This is a genomic window from Parasaccharibacter apium, assembly GCF_002917995.1.
In the GTDB taxonomy this organism is placed as follows: domain Bacteria; phylum Pseudomonadota; class Alphaproteobacteria; order Acetobacterales; family Acetobacteraceae; genus Bombella; species Bombella apis.
In genome coordinates, this window is sequence record NZ_LMYH01000012.1 from 184064 (window position 1) to 202738 (window position 18675).

The 18675-nt window shown below is 60.9% G+C and carries 20 protein-coding genes; 5 read left to right on the top strand and 15 right to left on the bottom strand.

The genetic code is table 11. From position 1 onward, the window contains the following. Positions 1-40: 40 nt before the first annotated feature. Positions 41-964 carry a glycosyltransferase family 2 protein gene (locus tag ASO19_RS05505; protein ID WP_181005207.1) on the top strand — a complete coding sequence of 308 codons (924 nt, stop codon included), beginning with the start codon at positions 41-43 and terminating at the stop codon, positions 962-964. A 44-nt stretch (positions 965-1008) separates the two neighbouring features. Here ASO19_RS05505 and ASO19_RS05510 read toward each other — a convergent pair whose 3' ends face one another. Genes ASO19_RS05510 through ASO19_RS05540 form a run of 7 tightly spaced genes read right to left on the bottom strand, consistent with a single transcriptional unit; the run spans position 1009 to position 6850 of the window. After that, the gene (locus ASO19_RS05510; RefSeq protein ID WP_081563482.1) at positions 1009-2331 is read right to left on the bottom strand and encodes a dihydroorotase; all 1323 of its coding nucleotides are present in this window, start codon (positions 2329-2331) and stop codon (positions 1009-1011) included. Positions 2332-2382: 51 nt separating this feature from the next. Beyond that, a complete protein-coding gene (locus ASO19_RS05515; RefSeq protein ID WP_258036094.1) occupies positions 2383-3288 on the bottom strand; it encodes a glycosyltransferase family 9 protein in 906 nt (301 codons plus the stop codon). Next, a complete protein-coding gene (gene dnaQ, locus ASO19_RS05520) occupies positions 3285-3980 on the bottom strand; it encodes a DNA polymerase III subunit epsilon (protein WP_103765571.1) in 696 nt (231 codons plus the stop codon). Before dnaQ ends, ASO19_RS05515 begins: the two co-directional genes overlap by 4 nt. Position 3981: 1 nt before the next feature. Continuing rightward, the gene (gene coaE / locus ASO19_RS05525) at positions 3982-4596 is read right to left on the bottom strand and encodes a dephospho-CoA kinase (protein WP_081563202.1); all 615 of its coding nucleotides are present in this window, start codon (positions 4594-4596) and stop codon (positions 3982-3984) included. A gap of 24 nt (positions 4597-4620) precedes the next feature. After that, positions 4621-5529: a shikimate dehydrogenase gene (locus ASO19_RS05530; RefSeq protein WP_103765572.1), complete on the bottom strand. Its 909-nt coding sequence runs from the start codon at positions 5527-5529 to the stop codon at positions 4621-4623. Beyond that, positions 5466-6254, bottom strand: coding sequence for an N-formylglutamate amidohydrolase (locus tag ASO19_RS05535; protein WP_181005208.1), 789 nt, complete (start codon positions 6252-6254; stop codon positions 5466-5468). The genes ASO19_RS05530 and ASO19_RS05535 overlap by 64 nt, the downstream gene beginning before the upstream one ends. 11 nt (positions 6255-6265) lie before the next feature. Beyond that, positions 6266-6850: a TlpA disulfide reductase family protein gene (locus ASO19_RS05540; RefSeq protein ID WP_181005209.1), complete on the bottom strand. Its 585-nt coding sequence runs from the start codon at positions 6848-6850 to the stop codon at positions 6266-6268. On the opposite strand from ASO19_RS05540, the gene argH reads away from it, so the two are divergent. Both argH and ASO19_RS05550 read left to right on the top strand, forming a co-directional pair. Further along, entirely contained in the window at positions 6849-8291 is a 1443-nt protein-coding gene (argH, locus tag ASO19_RS05545; RefSeq protein ID WP_103765612.1) for an argininosuccinate lyase, read from the top strand. The genes ASO19_RS05540 and argH overlap by 2 nt on opposite strands. A 399-nt stretch (positions 8292-8690) precedes the next feature. Further along, complete coding sequence (locus tag ASO19_RS05550) at positions 8691-9134, top strand: hypothetical protein (protein WP_043559988.1); 444 nt, start codon at positions 8691-8693, stop codon at positions 9132-9134. 17 nt (positions 9135-9151) lie between these two features. Here ASO19_RS05550 and ASO19_RS05555 read toward each other — a convergent pair whose 3' ends face one another. The 7 genes from ASO19_RS05555 to ASO19_RS05585 are packed head-to-tail and all read right to left on the bottom strand — an operon-like array spanning position 9152 to position 16253. Continuing rightward, positions 9152-9940 (bottom strand): MBL fold metallo-hydrolase, encoded by a 789-nt coding sequence (locus ASO19_RS05555; protein WP_043559986.1) that lies wholly within the window; start codon positions 9938-9940, stop codon positions 9152-9154. Beyond that, entirely contained in the window at positions 9937-10722 is a 786-nt protein-coding gene (locus ASO19_RS05560) for a TatD family hydrolase (RefSeq protein ID WP_103765573.1), read from the bottom strand. The genes ASO19_RS05555 and ASO19_RS05560 overlap by 4 nt, the downstream gene beginning before the upstream one ends. Continuing rightward, complete coding sequence (metG, locus tag ASO19_RS05565; protein WP_043559982.1) at positions 10719-12260, bottom strand: methionine--tRNA ligase; 1542 nt, start codon at positions 12258-12260, stop codon at positions 10719-10721. The genes ASO19_RS05560 and metG overlap by 4 nt, the downstream gene beginning before the upstream one ends. A 51-nt stretch (positions 12261-12311) precedes the next feature. Then, positions 12312-13247, bottom strand: a complete 936-nt coding sequence (locus ASO19_RS05570) for a DNA polymerase III subunit delta' (protein WP_181005210.1) — start codon at positions 13245-13247, stop codon at positions 12312-12314. Then, positions 13244-13900, bottom strand: coding sequence for a dTMP kinase (gene tmk, locus ASO19_RS05575; RefSeq protein ID WP_043559977.1), 657 nt, complete (start codon positions 13898-13900; stop codon positions 13244-13246). Before tmk ends, ASO19_RS05570 begins: the two co-directional genes overlap by 4 nt. Then, positions 13887-15173, bottom strand: a complete 1287-nt coding sequence (locus ASO19_RS05580; protein WP_043561153.1) for a D-alanyl-D-alanine carboxypeptidase family protein — start codon at positions 15171-15173, stop codon at positions 13887-13889. The genes tmk and ASO19_RS05580 overlap by 14 nt, the downstream gene beginning before the upstream one ends. A gap of 57 nt (positions 15174-15230) precedes the next feature. Further along, a complete protein-coding gene (locus ASO19_RS05585; RefSeq protein WP_043559976.1) occupies positions 15231-16253 on the bottom strand; it encodes a lytic murein transglycosylase in 1023 nt (340 codons plus the stop codon). A 150-nt stretch (positions 16254-16403) separates the two neighbouring features. Between ASO19_RS05585 and ASO19_RS05590 the strand changes: the two genes are divergently transcribed. After that, the gene (locus ASO19_RS05590; RefSeq protein WP_086431524.1) at positions 16404-16949 is read left to right on the top strand and encodes a DedA family protein; all 546 of its coding nucleotides are present in this window, start codon (positions 16404-16406) and stop codon (positions 16947-16949) included. Between the two features lie 3 nt (positions 16950-16952). Beyond that, positions 16953-18017 (top strand): ATP-grasp domain-containing protein, encoded by a 1065-nt coding sequence (locus ASO19_RS05595; protein ID WP_103765574.1) that lies wholly within the window; start codon positions 16953-16955, stop codon positions 18015-18017. A 60-nt stretch (positions 18018-18077) separates the two neighbouring features. Here the strand turns inward: ASO19_RS05595 and ASO19_RS05600 are convergent, their stop codons facing one another. Further along, positions 18078-18536, bottom strand: coding sequence for an MlaD family protein (locus ASO19_RS05600; RefSeq protein WP_043559972.1), 459 nt, complete (start codon positions 18534-18536; stop codon positions 18078-18080). Between the last annotated feature and the right edge of the window lie 139 nt (positions 18537-18675).

The following is an 18675-nucleotide window of genomic DNA, read 5'->3' on the forward strand; positions in this document are numbered from 1 at the left end:
AAAAATTACCGCTCCAACCCGCCCCCCCATCGTCAAGGTCATGATGATGCAGAAGGATGAGGGGCCCCGCCTTGCCCGCTGGCTGACCCATTATGCCTGCCTCTTCGGCATGGAAAATCTTCTCATCTTTGATAACGGATCGGAAGAGGTCACCACTCTGGCCCTGCTGGATGAAGCCGAACGATACGGCGCCCATGTCCGGCGGGATCTGGATACGGCGTTTGATTTCCAGAACAAGGGCGGGCATTTCACGAACGTCATACGCTCCCTGAATCAGGATGCAGAGTATGATTTCGCCCTGCCGGTAGATTGCGATGAACTGCTCTGCGTTTTTACGGAGACCGGGCTTTCTCTAGGAAAGGCAGACATTCTGGCCGAGTTTGCACGCCTGAAGCCTTGGGGCTGCCCCTTCCGCATCGAGCTGAGCCTGTTCAACCTGCCTGGGGACGGACATGAAGGCTGGTACGCCCCCAACCGTCATTTTCACAAAGGCTTCGTGCCCGCCTACCACGACGCCACCATCGACAATGGGCACCATGCCCCTGCTCTGGCCAACACCACGGATGTGAAAATGACACGTTTTGTCTATCTCCACAGCCACAACCGGCCCTATCAGGAAATGATCGACCTCTCCCGGGCAAAACTGATGCCCGAAATGGAGAGCCCTGACGATGTATTTGACCGGCAGAAGATTCTTGCTCACCTCTCCAGACCACACTGCCCGGGCAGTCATCTCTGCCACATGCTTCTCCGCTCCCATGACGAGTATGAGACTCTCTACCGGGATGAGGTTCACATCTATTTTCGTGAGGGCCTGCCCCTGATCCGTTCCCGGTCTGGCAGGCTTCATGTCTGGAACAGCCACGCCTATCTGGCCCGTCACCCTGATGTGGCAGGCTATGAATCAGGACCACTGGCCCATTATCTGATGTATGGCTTTCCCGAAGGACGCAGCCTCCACTAACCGGAAAGGGGCCCTCCCGCCGGAAGAGCCCCTCTTTTCTCCCCTCAGGGCTGGAAGCTGATGGGACGCCCCACATTGCTGGTGACGATCTCATCATCCTGCATCACGACCTGCCCCCGGACGATGGTCCCCACGGGCCAGCCCGTGACGGTCTTTCCGTCATAAGGTGTCCAGCCTGCGGGAGAGGCGATCCAGTCATTGGTGATGGTCCGCTGCTTCTTCATGTCCACAAGGGTGATGTCACCATCGAACCCGACGGCCAGACGGCCCTTGTTCGGCAGCCCATAGACCCGGGCCGGACCAGCGGCCATAACGTCCACGAGCCGGGTCAGGCTCAGACGCCCTGCATTGACGTGATCCAGCATCAGCGGAACGATCGTCTGCACGCCCGTCAGGCCGGATGGACATTCCAGCCACGGCAGTTCCTTGGCCTCTTTGGGGTGCGGCGCATGGTCGGAAGACACCACATCCACCCGTCCATCCCGCAGGGCGGCCCAGCCTGCCTCAAAATGACGCCGCTCATTCCGCAGCGGAGGGTTCATCACAGCCTTGCCACCCAGACGCTCATAACAGCCCGGCCCTTCGTTGGTCAGATGATTGACCAGAACCTCCACCGTGGCATGACGGCGGTTTTCGCCCAGAAGAATGAACTCTTCTTCCGTTGAGACATGCAGGATATGGATGGGCCGCCCCGTCTTGCGGGACAGGGCCAGGATACGCTGCGTACCCCGAATGGCACATTCCGCATCCCGCCACTCGGCATGACAGTGGTAGGGCTGCCCCGGCTCGAACAGCTTCCGCCGCTCCCGCAGGCGGTATTCATCCTCCGAGTGGAAGGACACACGGCGATGGCCGGAGCGCAGGACCGCCTCGATCCCCTCATCATCCTCGATCATGAGATCGCCGGTCGAAGACCCCGCAAAAACCTTGACGCCACAGACACCCTCTTCCTGCTCGAACTCGGCCAGAAGGGGCGTGTTCTCCCGGGTCGCACCAATATACATGGCGACGTCAATATTCGCCGTCTCCACGATATGCTGACGCTTCCAGTCCAGCATCTTCCTGTCCGTGATGGTCGGGTTGGTGTTCGGCATGTCAAACACAGCCGTGATGCCACCCAGAGCCGCCGCCCGGGTGCCTGTCTCCAGCGTTTCCGCCTCCGGCTTGCCGGGATCACGCAGATGCACGTGAGAGTCGATCAGCCCGGGCAGGACATGCAGGCCCGTGGCATCAATGACACGGTCAGCCTCATCACTGGCGGAAACAGACAGGGAAGCGATCCGCTGATCACGGATGCCGATGTCGGCCTGTGCCTCACCCCATGGAAATACGCACCGTCCATTACGGATTATGAGATCAAAATGCATGATGTCTCCCTGAAAAATCTGTCATCGTTTCATCACAGTGATGACCGGTTCTTACCCCTCTCTGGACCATTCATAAAGAGAGAGGGCGGCCTGACAGACATCTTCAGCCTTCAGGCCCTCCATGTTTCCGGCACCGGGCGGGCCGGGAGCCTCAACCACAGCCGTCCAGCGGCCAGAAGGCGCATATTCTGCGGCACGGCTGGGACCGAACAGGCCCAGCGTTGGCACGTCCAGAGCTGCTGACAGGTGCATCAGCCCTGAATCACTCCCGACAAACAGGCAGCAGCGGACCAGCAGGGCTGCAACCTGCGCCAGTGAATATGTCCCGCCAAGGTCCAGAGCCTCCGGCATGGCAGCCCGGGCCGGAGCGGCCAGCCTCGCCTCCCGCTCTCCCGGACCGTAGAACAGGACAGGACGCATCCCCTCTGCCCCCAGCCGGTCTGCAAGAGCCGCAAAAGATGAGGCAGGCCAGAGTTTCGTCTCCGTTCCTGCTGTCGGAGCCAGAGCCAGCCAGCGGATGTCACCGGGCAGGAGGCGGGCGGCCATGTCCTGCTCCTCCGGTCCCAGCCAGACATGCGGACGGAAGGGCTGCCTGAAGCCCAGCGACCGGGCCTGCTGCTCCAGCTTCAGCCCTGTCCGCCTGCCCCCCCTGACGACATGACGGGAACGGCTCCATACTCCATAGGCCAGAGGCGATGAACGGAGATCCACCACCACTTCCCAGCGATGGCGCACAACCTGCCACCACAGGGCCAGCCAGTGCCTGTTATGAGGCTTCTTCTCCACCACGATGATCCGCTCGCAGCGGGGCATGTACCGGAACAGGTCCTGCACGGCCGGACCGCAGGCGATGGTGAATCGGGTCTGAGGATGACGCTCCATCATGCCTGCCAGCGCCCCCATGGCAATCACGGCATCACCAAGACGATGCGCCGTGATGAAGAGGATGCGTTTCACTCCTGCAACCAGATCGGGTCTGACAGGGTTGCGAGAAATTCGGCATGACGGGCCAGAGTGGCCTCATCCGGTGGTGGCATGGGGCGGGCCTTGCGACCCGTCACGACCCTGCGCTTCCCCGCCCCACCCGGGCCGGCAGACTGCTGCCGGTCACTGCCCAGACCAAGGCCACGCTGCCGCCCCCCGATCAGCTCCACATACACGTCGGCCAGCAGGCGGCAGTCCAGCAGGGCATTGTGGGTGCCACGCTCGGAGAGGTCGATCCCGAAACGGCGGCAGAGGGCGTCCAGATTGGCAGGCATCCCGGGGAATTTCTTCCGGGCCATGATGACGGTATCAATGGCCCGACTGTCATAATCCAGCACGGGACGTCCGGCCCGCTTCAGCTCCGCATTGATGAACTTGAAGTCGAACGGTGCATTATGGGCGATCATCTTCCCGTCACCGATGAACTCCAGAAACTCATCAGCAATGTCAGCGAAAAGAGGTTTCCCTTCCAGGTCCGCCAGCGTGAAACCATGCACCTTCGTGGCCTCGGGGGGAATGTCCCGTTCGGGATTCACCAGCACATGGAAATAATTCCCCGTCCGCAGGTCATTCACCAGCTCCAGGGCGGCAATTTCGATCACCCTGTCCCCGGTATCCGGGTCCAGCCCTGTCGTCTCGGTATCAAAAAGAATGGAACGGGTCATGTCATCGTCTTTCACGCATCTGCCACAGGGAGGCCAGAATGGCACGGACCTGACGGGCCGCACAGGCACGGGAGAGGCCCGTCCTTATCACGATATCGGCCCGGCGTCGCCGCTCCCTGTCCGGCATCTGCCGGGCCAGCAGGGCTTTCGCATCCGCCTCGCTCATCTGCCCACCCCTCCTGTAACGCCGCCGGATGCGGGACAGACGGACAGACAGCGGAGCCGACACCACCATGACGAGCGTACAGTCCCGATCCGCCCCCGTTTCCCACAGAAGGGGAATGTCCAGAACACAGAACGGCACCTGACGGGACCGGCAACGCCTCAGAAAAGCCTGTCTCTCCTGCCGGACCATCGGATGGATGATGGCTTCCAGCCGGGGCAGGACGGTTGGATCCGCCGCTATGAGACGGCGCAGGGCTGCCCTGTCCAGCACGCCATCATGCACGATGCCGGGAAACGCCTTCTGCAGGGCAGGAACCGCCCGCCCATGAGGGGCCTGAAGCTGACGGACGCAGGCATCGGCATCAAAAACAGGCACACCCGCCCTGCGGAAGAGAGATGCCACCGTACTCTTCCCGGCGGCCATGCCACCCGTCAGCCCCAGAACCTTCACGAACAGGCCCCGACCATCACCATGTCAGGAAAGGCCATGCCGGGCGAGGTCCTGCGCCAGAATGTCAAAACTGGCTTCATCGGCTTCCGGCAGTACACCGAACCATTCCTGAAACCCGGCCCGTGCCTGACAGATCAGCATGCCCAGCCCGTCCACGGTGCGGAAGCCACGCTCCTGCGCTGCCTTCAGCAGAGGTGTCTGCCGAGGCGTATAGACGATGTCCGCCACGCTCAGCCCCTCCTGCCCCTTCTGCAGCAGGCTGGACCATGCCGTGTCATCACGTCCTCCCATGCCCAGTGATGTCGCATTGACGAGCAGATTCATCTCTCCCAGCCTGCTGGGCCAGTCTGTCCAGTCCAGCACGGTTCCAGCCCCCAGGGCCTGCACCAGAGCCTCGGCCCGGGAAGCTGTACGGTTGGAAATGAAGACCTCACAGCCACGATCCTGCAACGCTGCCGCCACGGCCCGGGCGGCTCCCCCCGCCCCGAGGATGAGAGCACGCCCTTCCAGCCTCACGCCATGAGCCAGAAGATTGTCGCAGAAGCCGGTGCCATCAGTGCAGTCGCCAATGACCCGCCCCTCCACAAAACGCAGCGTATTGGCTGCCCCGGCCCGGCGGGCCGTTTCTGTCAGTTCGTCACAGAGGCGGAAAGCCTCCTCCTTGTGTGGAATCGTGACATTCACCCCACGGAACCCCGCTGCCGCCAGCCCCTTCAGAGCCATTTCCAGCTGTCCCGGCTTGACCGGCAGCGGCACATAGGCCCCGTTGACCTGATGCACCCGGCACCAGTGGTTATGCAGCATGGGAGACCGGGAATGATCGACCGGCCAGCCTATCACGCCAGCCAGTCTGGTCCTGCCATCAATCGTCACGCCATCTCCTTCCGTCTTTCCCAGAAGCGGGGCAGCAGACGGGCCAGACGCTCCGCCCATAGCTTCTGCCCCACTTCATCACTGATGAGGTCCTGCCTTATCTCAATCTCAAGGGCTGGCAGATTCCGCCGTCCGGCGTGATAGGGCCCGCTGTATTCATTCTGGCTGTTCAGCACATAGGGCTGGTTGTCCCCCACATGGAGGCCGCCTTCCTCCTCCAGCAATGTCCGCATCAGGCGGGCTGAGTGAGGGTCATGATCGTGCAGCAGCCCGATGTCCCACGGGCGTCTCCGCCCATCCTGCATGGCAGGAGTGAAACTGTGCAGGGACACGAACAACGTCGTTTCCGGCTTCCGTCGGGCCAGATGGCGTTCTATCTCATCGTGATAGGCATGAAGAATGGCCTCTTCCCGCTGCCGTCTCTCCACAGCTGACAGGCCCTGATTCCCCGGCACGGGCGCACCGTCACTGACGGGAGGAATGGAGGTCGGATGCCCGGCGGCCCGGTTGCAGTCGATCACGAGGCGGGAATAGACCTGCTCCACAAGCAGGCAGCCGAGAGCCTGCTGGAGGTGCCTCCCCACTTCCCGGATGCCAATATCATAGGCGATGTGCCTGTCCCATTCATCCACGGGCAGGCCAAGATCACCCAGCCTTTCTGGTACGGCACGGCCCGCATGGTCGCTGATCATGACGAAAGGACTGTCCGTCACCGCTGCATGGACATGATAAGGGCGGGCCTCACTCTCCCCCAGAAGGGGCATGGCCTCAGTCTGCCTGTTCATCACGCCCAGCCTCACTCAACCTGATGAAGAAGGGAGCGGACCGTGCTGGCCGCAGCGGCGTCCTTCCACTCCACGCCGCCATCAGAAATGGCCCGCACCTGCCCCTGGGCATCAATCAGCAGCGTCATGGGCAGCCCGGGCTCCCGAAGACTCTTCAGGAACGGATCCACAGCCTGACGCTCCGCCGTCCAGACGGGCAGGCCCTCGGCATGGAGACGGGGCAGGGCTGCCTGAACACGCTCCGGTGAACCACTGTCCAGAGCAACGGGGATCACGGGCAGATCGGGATTTCTGTCCAGAAAAGCGGCCAGCTGGGGCAGCTCTTCCCGACAGGGTGTGCACCATGTGGCCCAGAGATGCAGCATGTACGGCTTCCCCGCCTTCATGGGCAGGCTTGCCTTCGTGCCGCCCAGCCCCGCAATGGCCAGCGTGACCGGGGCTGACAGGGCCGGTTCCGGCTCCAGCTCCTGCAAACTCTGCAACGCTTCAGCCCGCACACAATTGTGCCACAGGCCCGCAGCCGCTACACTCAGCCAGCCCGCCAGAACGGCGCATGTACGAATCTTTTTCCAGTTTCTGATCATATCGGTCCTCATGACGCACAATAATACCAGCAACGTCTCCCCTGCAAACAGACCCGCCAGCACGGACGCTGCCAACCCCCAGTGGGGTGGCCGTTTCGCCAGCGGTCCGGCAGCCATCATGGAGGAGATCAACGCCTCCATCGGGTTCGACAGAATTCTCTGGCGGCAGGATATCCGTGGCTCCCTCGCCCATGCTGCCATGCTCCGCAAGGTTGGCCTGCTGACAGAACAGGAAGAAGCCGAAATCCAGCAGGGTCTGGCCGATATTGCCACGGAAATCGAAGAAGGCCGCTTCGCTTTCTCCCCGGCACTGGAAGATATTCACATGAATATCGAGTCCCGCCTGTCCGAGCGGATCGGGGAAGCCGGAAAGCGGCTGCACACCGCCCGTTCCCGCAATGACCAGATTGCCACGGACTTCCGCCTCTGGGTCCGGGATTCCATCGACGGCATCGTGGAACAGACGGAAGCCCTGATGCGCACCCTCGCCCGCCGTGCACTGGAATATCATGACACCCCCATGCCGGGTTTCACCCATCTTCAGGTCGCCCAGCCCGTCACCTTCGGTCATCATCTGCTGGCTTATGTGGAAATGCTGGCCCGTGATGCCTCCCGCCTGCGTGATGCCCGCCGCCGGATGAATGAATGCCCGCTGGGGTCTGCCGCCCTGGCAGGCACGTCCTTCCCCATCGACCGGGACATGACGGCGCAGGCCCTCGGTTTCGACCGCCCGACGTCAAACTCGCTGGACGCCGTGTCCGACCGCGACTTTGCGCTGGAATATCTGTCTGTCCTCTCCATGGAGGCCATGCATCTTTCCCGCCTTTCGGAAGAGATCGTGCAGTGGGCCTCTGCGGCCTTCAATTTCGTCCATCTGTCCGACGCCTTCACCACCGGCTCCTCCATCATGCCACAGAAGCGCAACCCGGATGCTGCCGAGCTGGTCCGTGCCAAGGTGGGCCGCATCACCGGCGATCTGATCGGGCTGCTGACGGTCATGAAAGGTCTGCCACTGGCCTATGCGAAGGACACGCAGGAAGACAAGGAACCCGTCTTTGACGCCACGACGGCCATCACCCTGTCCTTGGCCGCCATGGAAGGGATGATCCGGGACCTCAAACCAAACAAGGAACGGATGCGGGAGCTGGCAGGTGCAGGCTTCTCCACCGCCACGGACCTTGCCGACTGGCTGGTGCGGGAGCTGCGTCTGCCCTTCCGCACGGCCCATCATGTCACAGGGCGTCTTGTCAGTCTGGCCGAGCAGAAAGGCTGCGATCTGGCCGACCTTTCACTCGAAGACATGCAGGCCGTGGAATCAGGCATCAACAGGTCCATCTATGACGTCCTGACCGTGGACTCCTCCCTCGCCTCCCGCACCAGCCACGGCGGCACGGCACCAGCCAATGTGCAGGCACAGGCCAAGGGGTGGCTGGAACGGCTTGGACAGGCCTGAACGGAGAGATGATCATGCATCGGCTTCATTCCTCTTTCATGACGCGGGCCGTTCTGGCCCTCATGGGTGGCATTTTCCTGCTGGGACTGAGCGCCTGCGGCCGACCGGGGGCTCCCAAGCCTCCCGGCCCGTCTGAGAAAGTGACGTATCCGCAGATATATCCACCAGAATGAAATGACGTGATTCTTCAGAAATTATGCGAGAGATTATCAAGAAAGGTGAAAGTGGGAGTTCCTGCTTTCACCTTTTCTCATGATTACAGGGCATTGACCGCAAAAACTGGCTATTTACCAATAAGCATGAATGATAACAGATAAAAGATTTTCCTTTCTTCACGCTTTATCAAGATGACCTTCCTAGAGTGACCCTGCAATCTGCCTTGTTCAGGATGGAGTGGTCATGATGGTAACGCTGACAGAAATCATTCTGAAGGATCCAGCCCGTTATGAGTACATGCGGGCTGGCAACACGACTCCCTTCTGGGTCTCTCCTGCCATGAAAACAGAACTTCGCCTGCTCGGCCCGACAGGCAACGTCATACCCTGCCAACACCACCACAGGGGATGGTTCAACTTCCTTCTCCCCGCTGAAACACCTCATGTCTTCCTGGACATGACGGCCACTACCCTGCTGGATCAGACCATCAGAGACGTGATCCTGTTCATGGGGGCTCAGGAATGGTCTCTACCCGTTCCTTCTGCTCTCACCCGTTCTCCCAGACAGAGCAACCAGGCCAGAACTGCCTGGGTCGGCCTCCCTCCCATGCCCCGCTGGGTACGGGGGCTCTTCTGCGTGCATCTTGAACCTGTGGTTCTTGAACGGGACAGATTGAACGCTGCCTGACAGGCAGTCTCCCCCAGTCAGAGGGTCAGGACCAGGCCATCCCGGGCTGGGCGGACGTCTTCGGGCAGGCTTTCGCAGAGCTGGCCGTAATCCATGTCCGGCCCCATGTGGGTCAGGACCGTATGCCGGGGCCGGAACTGCTGCCGCCATTCCATGACACGCCCCAACCAGCCATGAGATGGATGTGCCTCCCGCTGGAAGCACCCGACGACCCAGCAGGACAGGTCATGCAGAACGGCCTGTGATTCTGTGGGGAAACTCTCAACATCCGTGCAGTAGGCAAACGACCCAAGACGCAGGCCGAGACTTGTCGTCCAGCCATGCTTCTGCGGGAAGATGCAGCCTTCCAGCGGGCCGACCTTCAGCGGGCCATGGGTGGGAATTTCCTGCACGTCAAAAGCAGGACGATAGAAGGTGCCTCCCTCCCACGGCCGGAAAGCGTAGTCGAAACGCTGCCGCAGCTCGGCCAGAACCTCTGCCGTGGCCAGAAGCTGGATCGGCCGACCGATCACACGATTGACAGCCCTCAATTCATCCAGCCCACCGATATGGTCACTGTGAGCGTGCGTGTAGAACACGGCATCAATATGGGTCAGCCCGTTTGCCAGCATCTGCTGCCGCAGGTCTGGCCCACTGTCGACCAGAAGACGGAACCCCTCATGCTCGATCACGATGGATGAACGCAGACGGCGATTCCGCCTGTCTGTCGGATCGCACGTACCCCAGAGGCCCGTTCCGGCCCCTTCCTCACCCCCGATCATGGGGACGCCAGCGGAGCCACCACAACCGAGAATCGTGATCTTCATACGGCTACCCGTGTGAAGAGACGCCGTGTGTTGGCTTGCGTAATCTCCACCAGCCGCTCACCCGTCAGACCACGTTCTTCGGCCAGACGAGCCGCCGTATGCACGACATAGCCCGGCGTGTTCGGCTTGCCCCGCTTGGGAACGGGGGCCAGAAAAGGACTGTCTGTTTCCACGAGGATACGGTCCTCCGGCGCATGACGGGCCACGTCCCGGATTTCTTCACACTTCTTGAAGGTCAGAAGCCCGGAAAAGCTCAGGTACCCCCCCAGCTCCAGAGCGGCTCCGGCCAGCTTCGGACCGGAGGCAAAGCAATGGATCAGAAAAGGGAAAGCCCCCTTCTCATGCTCATCCCGCAGAATGGCGATGGTGTCATCATCCGCCTGTCTCGTATGGATGACCAGCGGCAGACCCGTCACACGGGCTGCCTCGATATGACGGCGGAAGGATGCATGCTGGACTGGTTTCACCTCCTCCGTGCCATGAAAATAATCAAGGCCAGACTCTCCGATGGCCGCTACCTGCGGAGTCTCAAGCTCTGCCAGCATGTCATCAAGACTGGGAAGAACCTCCTCATGGGCATGATCGGGATGTGTGCCCAACGCACACCAGATACGCAGGTCCGGACTGTCATGCTCCGTCAGGGCCTTCTGCCTGGCCCGTTCTGACCAGCGTGTCCCGATCGTGACCATTCCCGCCAGACCAGCCTGCCGGGCAAAATCCAGACTGGCAGGGAGGTCTTCCAGACGGTCCAGATGGCAGTGCGTGTCAATCAGCCCCTTCATGCGTCCTTCTCTTCCTCCACGAAACGGGGGAACAGACCTTGTGGCTTGGGCAGGGTACGCCCACCGGGCAGTGGTGTTTCCAGCGCAGCGATATGACGCTCGCCCTTCTCCACACCCAGCTGGTCCAGCATCTTCTCCATCGTATCTGGCATATAGGGCTGGAGGAGCGTCGCCACGGTACGGATCACATCCACCAGAACCCGCAGCACATCCGCCATGCGGGCCGGATTTTCCTTCTTCAGCACCCAGGGGGCCTGCCGGTCGATATAGGCATTGGCCTCCCGGATGAGCTTCCAGATATCTTCCAGCGCATCACTGATGGCCAGACGCTCGATATGCGTGCGTGTGAGAGACGGCAGCAGGGTGGCCTGGGCCAGAATCTTCTCATCATCCTCTGTCAGGGCACCACGTTCCGGCAGGACACCCTGAAGATTGCGGGCCACCTGACTGAGCGTCCGCTGGGCAAGATTGCCAAGGTCGTTGGCCAGTTCGACATTCATCCGTGTGATGAGGGAACGGCGGCTGAAATTGGAATCCCCACCAAAGGGCACTTCCCGCATCAGGAAGAAGCGCAGCTGGTCCAGCCCGAACTCATCGGCCAGAGCCTTGGGGTCCAGCACGTTGCCGAGAGACTTGCTCATCTTCTCACCCTCGACCGTCCACCAGCCATGAGCGAAAACCCGTTTCGGCAGCGGCAGACCGGCCGCCATAAGGAAGGCCGGCCAGTAGATGCAGTGGAAGCGGATGATCTCCTTGCCCACCACATGCACGTCGGCGGGCCAGTGAACATGCCGGGGATCCTTCATGTCCGGGTAACCAACGGCTGTCAGATAATTCGCCAGCGCATCGAACCAGACATACATGACATGGTCCGGGTCACCCGGCACCTCCACGCCCCAGCGGAAGCTGGTCCGGCTGATGGAGAGGTCCCGCAGCCCCTGCTTCACGAAGCTGACCACCTCCCGTTTCGGACCATGCGGGCCGATGAAATCGGGATTTTCTTCATACAGCTTCAGCAGCCTGTCCTGAAAATCGGAAAGGCGGAAAAAGTAGGATGGTTCCCGCACCCACTCCAGCGGCGCACCGGAAGGTGCCGTCCGGCTGCCGTCGGGATGCCGGGTGATCTCATCCTCACCGACAAACATCTCATCCCGGGTGGAGTACCAGCCTTCATAGGCATCGAGATAGATATGACCATTTTCGGCAACCTTCTCCCAAAGGGTCTGGGCTGCCTTCTTGTGTCGGGCTTCTGTCGTGCGGATGAACTCATCCGTCTGGACCGCCATGTCCTTCTGCATCTGGCGGAAGCTCTGGGAGATGCGGTCCGCAAAATCCTGCGGAGGAACATTCTGCGCCTTTGCGCTCTGCTCCACCTTCTGTCCATGCTCGTCCGTCCCGCTGACGAACAGAACATCGTTGCCATCCAGCCGATGGAAACGGGCGATCACATCACAGGCGATGGAGGTATAAGCGTGGCCGATATGCGGCGCACCATTCACATAGAAAATGGGAGTCGTGATGGTGAAATGCCGCTTCATGATCTATCTGTCCTGTCGTCCAAATTTTACCAAAACCCACAACCGGGCCTGCTACCCCTGGCGGGCCAGAGCAAGGACTTCCCGGATGGCCTCGGCCCTGTCAAGGCTGAAGCGCTCACTCTGCATCCGCATCTGCCCCAACCGCCCGGCCCGATCCGCCATGAGAGCTGCCCGGGGCAGATCTCCCGCAAAGGCGGCATCCCGTGCCTGACCGGCCAGTGCCTCGCCTAGCAGATCGCACACTAACGCAAAACCCTCTGCTTCACGAGCGATCTGGCTGACGATCACCCAATTTTCATGATCCAGCTCTTCACCAGCCAGTGCCCGCTCCACCAGCCCGGCACAGATGCCGTCCCGGTCCTGTGCCAGAAACAGGGCACGACCGGGAGACCCATGGGCACGATGCAGGACATCATCCGGCACGTCAGGCAGAACGGCCTTCATGTCAGCCTCATCCAGCCCGGCCAGGGCCAGCACACGGCAACGGCTCCGCAATGTCGGCAGCAATGTGCCCGGTGAAGAGGTCGTCAGGAAGAGAGCGGTCTTCGGCGGAGGTTCCTCAAGAATCTTCAGCAGCGCATTGGCGGCAAAACGGTTCAGACTTTCCAGCCCGTCCACGACCACGACCCGCCAGCCACCCTCCGTGGCCGTGTGATGCAGAAAATTCTGGATGGGCTGGACATCAGCAACCGTGATCTCCCCCTTCAGCTGTCCCTTGCGGGGGTCCATCTTCCGGGCAATCGTCAACAGATCTCCATGCGTCCCCGCAGAGATGCGCCGTCCAGCAGGACTTTCCAGATCGCTGCCCCCCAGCAGCCTGCGGGCCAGATGGAACGCCAATGTCACCTTGCCTACACCGGACGGGCCAGAAATCAGCCACGCATGATGCAGCCTGCCAGACGCAAAAGACTCTTCAAACTGCTGTATGGCTGCCTGATGCCCATACACATGGGCTGCCAGACGTGGTTCAGGCGGAGGCCCCCTCACGCAGCGCCCTCTCCAGCCATATGCTGCCGCACGAGAGCGTATAGGTGCGCCTGCACCTCTTCCAGCGACTGGCTGGCATCAACCCGCCGGATGCGGGCAGGATCCTTCTCGGCAATATCCTGAAAACCAGCCCGCACACGCTGATGAAACTGCATCTGCTGTCCCTCGTACCGGTCCAGCTTTCCACCCCGCCGGGAAATACGCTGACGGGCCACTTCGCAGGGCAGGTCCAGCCATAACGTTACATCAGGCTCTCCTCCCACGACCTGCCGCAGGGAGCGGATATACTCCAGAACCTCTGCCCGGCCCTCTCCGATTCCATACCCTTGATAGGCCCATGTGGAATCATGGAACCGATCACAGAGGACGATTTTCCCTTCTGCCAGAGCCGGTCGGATTGCCTTGGCGAGGTGATCCGCCCGGGCCGCCATATGAAGCATGATCTCCGCCTGCCAGCAGAAACTCTCCTCCCCAAAAAGGAGCAGGTTCCGCAACGCCTCGGCTGCTGGCGTCCCACCGGGCTCTCTCGTCTGGAAAACCGGGAAACCAGCGCCTTCCAGCTGCTCGGAAAGGCGGGCCAGCTGCGTGCTTTTGCCCGCACCTTCCCCCCCTTCCAATGTAATGAACACTCCCCCGGTCTTACTGCGGAGCATGACCGAACCGTGACAGGATCCGCCCTGCAAAGCCAAGCTCACCGACCGGGGACACCGTATAAAGTGGTGAATAGACCCTAGGCTGACCTGGCAGGCCAACGGAAACATGACCAGACTTCTGCCCTGCTGCCACCGGTGCCGGAATGGGGGACGGATAATCCACGCTGATCTGCACTTTCGAGGACCAGCCGACAGGGATGGTCAGGCTGACATCCTCCGCAACAGCCAGACCAACCGTGCGATGCTCCCCATTCCACACGGCAGCGGCCGGCTCCACAACCTGCCCCTTGTGCAGCAACTGAACCGTCTCAAAACTGGAGAATGCCCAGCTCATCAGCCGTTCACCCTCATGAGCACGCTCATTGGTAGAGGCAGTCCCATTGATGACGACAATGACACGGTTGCCGTTCCGTTCTGAACTGGCACACAGGCCAAACCCCCCTGCATCGGTATGGCCAGTCTTCAGACCATCAGCCAGCCCCTTGTCGACCAGCACATTGCGGTTCCCCTGACGGATATGGTTGAAGGTGAATTCCTTCTCCCCGAAGAACCCGTAATAACGGGGGAAATCACGAATGAGATGCTGCGCCAGCATGGCCACATCCTGAGCGCACATGTAATGGCTGGCATCCGGCAGACCGGTCACGTTCATAAAATGAGAGTTGCGTAAGCCAATGCGCTGGGCTGCCTCGTTCATCAAGGCCACGAAACGCTCTTCAGACCCCGCAATCCCCTCCGCCAGCACGACACAGGCATCATTGCCGGACTGGATGAGCATGCCACGGATCAGATTCTCCACGCTGACAGAACTGCCAAGCGGGACAAACATGCGGGAACCTTCCATCTTCCAGGCCCTGGAGCTGACAGGGAATTCCTGCTCCAGCCGGATACGCCCGGAGGCCAGAAAAGCAAAAACGACATAGGCCGTCATCATCTTGGTAAGGGATGATGGCGGCATCCGCTCTTCCGCATTGCGACTCAGCAACACCGTCCCCGTCGTGCTGTCGAGAATATAGGCCCAACGGGCAGAGGTCGGCATGGGGCCCATTGGAGTCACGGCATCCCCCACGACCGAATCGGTGGCCGGACCTGCTTCCTTCACCTGCCCTGCCGGACGCCCCCGCCCCTGCCTGTGCAGCCCGGCGGCCTGCCCGGCCCGTGATGATGCCAGCAGGGAACATGCCGTAAAACCGGCAACTCCCCCCATGAGAGAACGTCTTGTCTGCACGTCAATCCCCGCACTGCATGCCCGCCATACCGGCGGGGCCTTCATGAAAAAACCTGCGATGCCCGCCATGCGGGCCACCCGGCACCATGCCGGACGGCGTGATTATCGGGTCATCCTATCGCCCAGAATCCCGACCGCCAATGCATAATAATCGGAAGGATTGTAGGCCCGTATCGCACGGAAATTATGATAAACGAGGAAGGCCTGTCCACCAGGTCCATCCGGCTGGAGCAGGCTGCCCGTGGCCTGCGGTGCCAGGAACCCGGAAGACTGGACCGGCCTCACCCCCATAGCCTGCCACGTGCTGACAGGATGCACGGGGGCATGGCGGGATTTCGTGGCAGCCAGAGCCGTGAACTGCCCATTGCTCCCCAGCGGGACCACAACCTCTTCTCCCCAGGGTTCACCACGCCGCCAGCCCGACCGTCCCAGGTAATTGGCAATGGAGGCAAAAACATCCGCTTCGGAACTCCAGATATTCGCCTTTCCATCACCATCACCATCCGCCGCAAAACGCAGATAGGCACTCGGCATGAACTGAGGCTGCCCCATGGCACCGGCATAGCTGCCCAGCATGCTGGCCGGACTGATGACCCCTTGAGCCAATATCTGCATGGCCTTGATCAGCTCGCTACGGAAAAAGGCAGCCCGCCTGCCATCAAAGGCCAGAGTGGCCAAGGCCTCGATGACATTAAAACGGCCCTGATGCTCTCCAAACCCTGATTCCAGCCCCCATATGCCCATGATGGCGTTGTCATCACAGCCCAGCGTCTGCCCCAAAGGCGACAGTGTCCCCCGCACCCTCTGCCAGGCCTGCCGCCCTTTTTCTTCCCGGGCAGACGAGATCACACGTGCACGGTACTGCGCCCATGTCAGGGTAAATTCCGGCTGGTGCCGGTCCAGCCGCAAAACCTCCTGATTGGGGGCCTGAGCCAGCGCAAGGGACTGCTCCACAATAGCCGACGGCACACCAGCCGACAGGGCCTGCTGCCGCACACCTCCCAGGAACGCTGCATAATCGGCCGTCCCCCGAGAGGCCACCGCCCGACCACCTGCCCAGGCAGGCAGACCGCCCATCATCAACCCTCCCGCCGTGGCAGCCAGAAAATGACGCCTCTTCATCATTCCACTTCCCATCACGCCTGATCTCCCCTTCATCATCCAAAGGAACGCCCCGATATACCCGGCACTGCCGATTGCGGACAGACGCATTTCATGGCACAGTCCCGCCAACCACAGCCAGGACCGTTCTTTGTGATCCGTATCAGCGCTATCATGGCGTCCCAGCCTGTCTGGCTGAAAGCCTTTTCTGTCATCCTTGGTACCTTTATCCTGGAAGATGTTGCAACCGTCCTGGCGGCCATTGCGTCCAAAGGAAACCAGATTTCCATCCCTCTGGCACTTGGCAGCCTTTATGCCGGGGTGGCCCTGGGTGACATGGGCCTTTATGCCCTCGGTCTGGCAGGAAGCCGATGGACGTTCCTGCGCCGTTTCCTGACCCTCCCCAGCGAGGAGCAGGCAAAACGGTGGTTCTCCCGCAACATCATAGGGGTTGTGGCCATTTCCCGCTTTGTTCCAGGCAGCCGCCTGCCGCTCTATACGGCCTGCGGTTTCTTCCGTGCGCCCTTTCTGGCCTTCGCCCTGACGGCCATCGGCGCAACGCTGGTCTGGACAAGCCTGCTCTTCCTGCTGGCACTGCATGTTGGCGGGTGGCTTCTGGCGCATCAGGGTGGCTGGCGCTGGGCGGGAATCATCGGCTTCATCCTCTGCATTTTCCTGATGGGACGTTTCATCAGCCACCTGCAACGTAGGAACACATAGTCCATGACAGCACCTTCCTCCCATCACAAGACGCTGTCCCTCTTCGAGTTCTGGCCCGACAGCATTTTCTATACCCCCATCGTCATCTACTGGATTCTCATGGGGTTACGTCATGGAGACCTCAGCATCTCCACGGCTGCCAATCCCCGTATCGAAACAGGTGGCCTCTGTGGCGAGAGCAAAAGCTCCATTCTGGACATGGCCGGCCCCACGGCCCGAGAGGCCATTGCCCCGTATCGGATCATTCATAACGGAGCTGATGCAGCCCGGGATGTGCTGGCCGCCATGAAGGAAATGGGGATCGACTTCCCGGTCGTGCTCAAGCCTGACATCGGCTGTAACGGTACGGGAGTGAGGCTGATCACCTCCCTGGCCATGCTCCACGAGGTGCTGCCACTCTTCCCGGCGGGTGTGGCCCTGATGGTGCAGCAGCTCATCACCTACCCGATGGAAGCAGGCATCTTCTATATCCGTCATCCTGATGAGCCTGTCGGCCGCATCACCTCCCTCACTTACAAGGAGGCCCCTGTCCTGACCGGCAATGGTCGCTCCACACTCAAGGAGCTCATCATGGCCGACCCCCGGATGCGACAGGTGCCACAGCTCTATCTGCCCCGTATCAGTGGCCGTGAAACCGAGATTCTGCCCGCCGGAGAAACGCTGTCACTGGTTTTTGCCGGAAATCACTGCAAGGGGTCCATCTTCCGGAATGGGAGGCCGGACATCACTCCGGCACTCACGGAACGCATCAACGCCATCATGCTGGACATACCGGACTTCCATTTCGGCCGGATCGACCTCAAGATGGCTTCACCAGAAGCTCTGAAGCGTGGGGAAGACTTCCAGATCATCGAGATCAATGGGGTCGGGTCAGAGGCCATCCATATCTGGGACCGGCGCACGACTCTGATAGAAGCCTACCGCACCCAGATCTACCATTACCGGCAGGCCTTCCTCATCGGTGCTGCAAAAAAGAAAGAAGGCTGGAAAAGTTCCGGCATTCTGGGGATGCTCCGCTCCTGGCTGAAGCAGCGGCGCCTGCTGGCGTCCTACCCGACCAACGACTGAGGCAGGCAACAACCGGGACAGACCCCGCCGGTCCTTTGCCGCCCGGCGGGAAAACACAGCCTAAAGCCTGCCCGCACCAAATATGTAATTGCTGATCTGCTGCTCCAGAGACAGCAGGGGGTGGGCATCCAGAATGGTGGCACCAGCCGGCAATGTCTGCCCTGCCTTGCCGGGCAGCAGCTGAAGGGCATTGTCCCCGCCAATGGTCGGTGCCGCAATGGCCACAGCCGTATCCTGCGGGAGCTTCAGATCATCCCGTACGGCAAACTGCACGTCCACGATGGCGGTTTCCGGATTCAGCGTGATGGAACGCACACGCCCCACGGTTACACCGCCAAGGTCCACGTCAGCCCCCTCATCCAGACCATTCGCGGAACTGAATGTCGCATGATAGCCTGTCATGTGGCGATCCGGCCCCTCCAGCAGGCCCAGCCCATAGGCAACGAACCCGCCGGCTGCCAGAAGAACACAGCTGCTGGCAATGAATGCTCCGCCACGCCCTTTAAGGATCGCCCACATAGATACCTCGAAATTCACGCCCCAGTCTGCTAGCCTTGCGACCGGAGAAGCTGATTTCATGAAAAACAACAGAACGTTACTGCTACCATAGATGGGACTTTCCCACCAGCATCCGTCACGGCTTTTCCTCAATCTCCCC